Raw genomic sequence first — 3,611 nt, forward strand, 5'->3', positions numbered from 1 at the left:
GCCGGTCAGCCGGCGGCGGCCTCGCCCCGGCAGGTCCGTGGACCCTCCGGGCGGTGGGCGAACGGTCCGCGCGCAGCGGGCGTCCGGGCCCCCGACCCGCCCCGACCTGCCGGAAGGGCGTTGCGGGATCGACCGGCCACCCCTTATCGTCACCCTGACGCTATTCCTGAAGGGGGAACCCGTGTCCGTCGCCGACACCCTGGCCGACCTGCTCGCACCGCTGAACCACCAACTCTTCCTGCTCGGCCGCGACGCCGTCACCACGGCCGAACTGCTGGGCTTCGCCACCGGCGCGGTCTGCGTCTGGCTGTGCGTCAGGGCCAGCTCCTGGAACTTCCCGGTGGGCATCGCCAACAACCTGTTCTTCTTCGCGCTGTTCTGGAGCGCCCGGCTCTACGCCGACGCCGCGCTGCAGATCGTCTTCCTGCTGCTGGCCGCGCACGGCTGGTACCGCTGGCTGCGCGGCGGCGAACGGCACACCGGGCGGCCGATGGGCCACGCCTCGCCGACCACGCTCCTGGTGCTGGCGGCACTGCTCGTCCCGGCGACCTGGGGACTGACCGTCCTGCTCACCCGGGCCGGCGACAGCGCGCCGTTCTGGGACGCCCTCACCACCGCCCTGTCGCTCGCCGCCCAGTGGCTGCTGAACGCCAAGCAGGTGGAGAACTGGTACCTCTGGATCGCCGCCGACCTGGTCTACATCCCGCTGTACGCGGCCAAGGACCTGGTGCTGACCGCCGCGGTGTACGTGCTCTTCCTCGCCCTGTGCGGGGTGGGCCTGCGCAGCTGGCACCGCGAGCTCACCGCGGCCGCCCGTCCGGCTGCCGCCCCGGCGGGGGTGCCGGCATGAGCGGCGCCACGGCCGACGGCGGCCGGTTCGCCCACGGCCTGGTGATCGGCAAGTTCTACCCGCCGCACGCCGGCCACCACTTCCTGATCCGTTCGGCGGCGGACGCCTGCGAGCGGGTCACCGTGGTGGTGATGGCGGCGGCGTGCGAGTCGGTGCCGCTGGCCGACCGGGTCGCCTGGATACGCGAGCACTGGGCGGGTGAGCCGCACGTCGCCGTCGCCGGGATCGCCGACGACCTGCCGGTCGACTACGGGAGCGACGAGGCCTGGGCCGGGCACGTCGCGCTGATGCGCGAGGCGGTGGCCGCGGCACCGCCCGCGCCGCCGGTGGACGCGGTGTTCAGCTCGGAGCCGTACGGCACCGAACTCGCCCGGCGGTTCGACGCCGCGCCGGTGCTGCTGGACGTGCCGCGGGACACCTTCGCCGTGTCCGGCACCAAGGTCCGGGCCGATCCGGTCGGCCACTGGGACGACCTGGAGCCGCCCGTCCGGGCCTGGTTCGCCCGCCGGGTGGTGGTGCTCGGCGCGGAGTCCACCGGCACCACCACGCTCTCCCGCGATCTGGCGGCCGCCCTCCGCGGCCGCGGCGGTCCGCACGCGGCGACCCGCTGGGTGCCCGAGTACGGCCGGGAGCTCACGGCCGCGAAGCTCGCGGTGGCGCGCGGCCGCGCCCGGCCCGGCGGTCCGGTGCCGTCCGTGTTCGACCTGGAGTGGACGGACGCCGACTTCGAGCTGGTCGGCCGCCGCCAGAACGAGGCCGAGCAGCGCGCGGCCCGCTGCGGCGGTCCGGTGCTGGTCTGCGACACCGACACCCTGGCCACCACGGTCTGGCAGGAGCGCTACCGCGGCCGCGCCACCGGGCCGGTCCGCCGGCTCGCCGCGGGGATGCCGCCGCGCGCGCTGTACCTGCTGACCTCGGACGACGGCGTGGCCTTCGACGACGACGGGCTGCGCGACGGCGAGCACCTGCGCCCGTGGATGACCGGCCGGTTCCGCGAGGTGCTGACGGCCGGAGCGGTGCCGTGGATCGAGCTGCGGGGCGACCGCGTCGAGCGGCTGCAGCGGGCGCTGACGGCCGTGGACGCCCTGCTCGCCGGGGGCTGGGCGCCGGGAGAACCGCTGGGGTGAACCGGCCCCGACCGACACCGACTCACCCGATCGGGTGAACTACTGTCGGGAATCGCCGGGGACTACTGCACCTGGGCGGGGGACTACTGCACCTGGGCGCAGCTGGGGCAGAGACCTCGGAAGGTGACCTCCACGCCGGAGAGGGTGAAGCCGTAGCGCTCGCCGTCGGGCAGCGAGGCCAGCGGGTCCCCGGTCGGGTGGACGTCGCGGATGGTGCCGCAGGACTGGCAGACGAGGTGCTGGTGGGCATGGTGGGCGTTGGGGTCGTACCGCTTCGCCCGCCCGTCGGTGCTGACCTCGATGACCTCGCCGAGCGAGACCAGCTCGCCCAGCGTGTTGTAGACCGTGGCGCGGCTGATCTCGGGCAGCATTTCCACCGCGCGGGCATGGATCTCGTCGGCCGTGTAGTGGATGTGGTCGCCGTCCAGGACCTGGGCGACGACCCGCCGCTGTGCGGTCAGCCGCCAGCCGCGGTTCCGGAGCCGTTCCAACAGGTCACTCATGGGGGGAGGGTACCAGGCGGCTGGAATCGGCTGAAGTTTTGTGTCGGCGTTGACTTAGACAAGGTCTAATGTAGGGTCGAAATCGGCACTGCTGAACGGAAGAGGACGACCTGACGTTGCTGCTCGTGGCTGCCCGCCGGACGACGGGGACGGATGCGTCCCGCGCCGGCCGCAGGGCTCCGGTGACCGCGGGCGCGGCCGGTCCGACGCCCGCCCGGGACGGGATCCCGGTGCCCGGGCCCGCCGGTCCGGGTGCGCGCGCTTCTTCCGGCCGACCCATCTTCGGAACTGATCGTCCAGCTTGGAAGGATTCACATGTCCGAGAACCCTGACGCAATCGTCACCGACGCGAAGACGGAGGGGACCGGCGGCTGCCCGGTGGTACACGGGCGAGCCCCTCATCCGACCCAGGGCGGCGGCAACCGCCAGTGGTGGCCGAACCGGCTGAACCTGCGGATCCTTGCCAAGAACCCCGCCGAGGCCAACCCCCTCGGTGGGTCCTTCGACTACGCCGCGGCCTTCACCTCGCTCGACCTCGCCGCCGTGAAGCGGGACGTCTCCGAGGTGCTGACCACCTCGCAGGACTGGTGGCCGGCCGACTACGGCAACTACGGCCCGTTCATGATCCGGATGGCCTGGCACAGCGCCGGCACCTACCGGATCAGCGACGGCCGCGGCGGCGCGGGCGCCGGCCAGCAGCGCTTCGCCCCGCTCAACAGCTGGCCGGACAACGCCAACCTCGACAAGGCCCGCCGTCTGCTGTGGCCGGTCAAGAAGAAGTACGGCCAGAAGATCTCCTGGGCCGACCTGATGATCCTGGCCGGCAACGTCGCCCTGGAGGACATGGGCTTCACCACCTTCGGCTTCGGCGGCGGCCGCGAGGACGTCTGGGAGCCGGAGGAGGACGTCTACTGGGGTCCCGAGCAGACCTGGCTCGGCGACGAGCGCTACACCGGCGACCGCAACCTGGAGAACCCGCTCGGCGCCGTCCAGATGGGCCTCATCTACGTCAACCCGGAGGGCCCGAACGGCACCCCGGACCCGATCGCCGCGGCCCGCGACATCCGCGAGACGTTCCGCCGGATGGCGATGAACGACGAGGAGACCGTCGCCCTGATCGCCGGCGGCCAC

General features: G+C 73.1%; 4 protein-coding genes. 3 read left to right on the forward strand and 1 reads right to left on the reverse strand.

Annotated elements, in window-relative coordinates:
* Window positions 1-181 precede the first annotated feature (181 nt).
* Window positions 182-850, forward strand: coding sequence for a nicotinamide riboside transporter PnuC (gene pnuC, locus ABZ641_RS29450; RefSeq protein WP_359986628.1), 669 nt, complete (start codon window positions 182-184; stop codon window positions 848-850).
* On the forward strand, window positions 847-1,977 hold the full coding sequence (locus ABZ641_RS29455) for an AAA family ATPase (RefSeq protein WP_359986631.1): 1,131 nt from the start codon (window positions 847-849) through the stop codon (window positions 1,975-1,977). The genes pnuC and ABZ641_RS29455 overlap by 4 nt, the downstream gene beginning before the upstream one ends.
* Window positions 1,978-2,060: 83 nt before the next feature.
* Here ABZ641_RS29455 and ABZ641_RS29460 read toward each other — a convergent pair whose 3' ends face one another.
* The gene (locus ABZ641_RS29460; protein WP_344621744.1) at window positions 2,061-2,480 is read right to left on the reverse strand and encodes a Fur family transcriptional regulator; all 420 of its coding nucleotides are present in this window, start codon (window positions 2,478-2,480) and stop codon (window positions 2,061-2,063) included.
* Between the two features lie 315 nt (window positions 2,481-2,795).
* Between ABZ641_RS29460 and ABZ641_RS29465 the strand changes: the two genes are divergently transcribed.
* A partial coding sequence (locus ABZ641_RS29465; protein WP_359986634.1) for a peroxidase family protein occupies window positions 2,796-3,611 on the forward strand: 816 nt, incomplete at its 3' end.

The sequence above is a fragment of the Kitasatospora sp. NPDC007106 genome, from assembly GCF_040634455.1.
Lineage (GTDB): Bacteria > Actinomycetota > Actinomycetes > Streptomycetales > Streptomycetaceae > Kitasatospora > Kitasatospora arboriphila.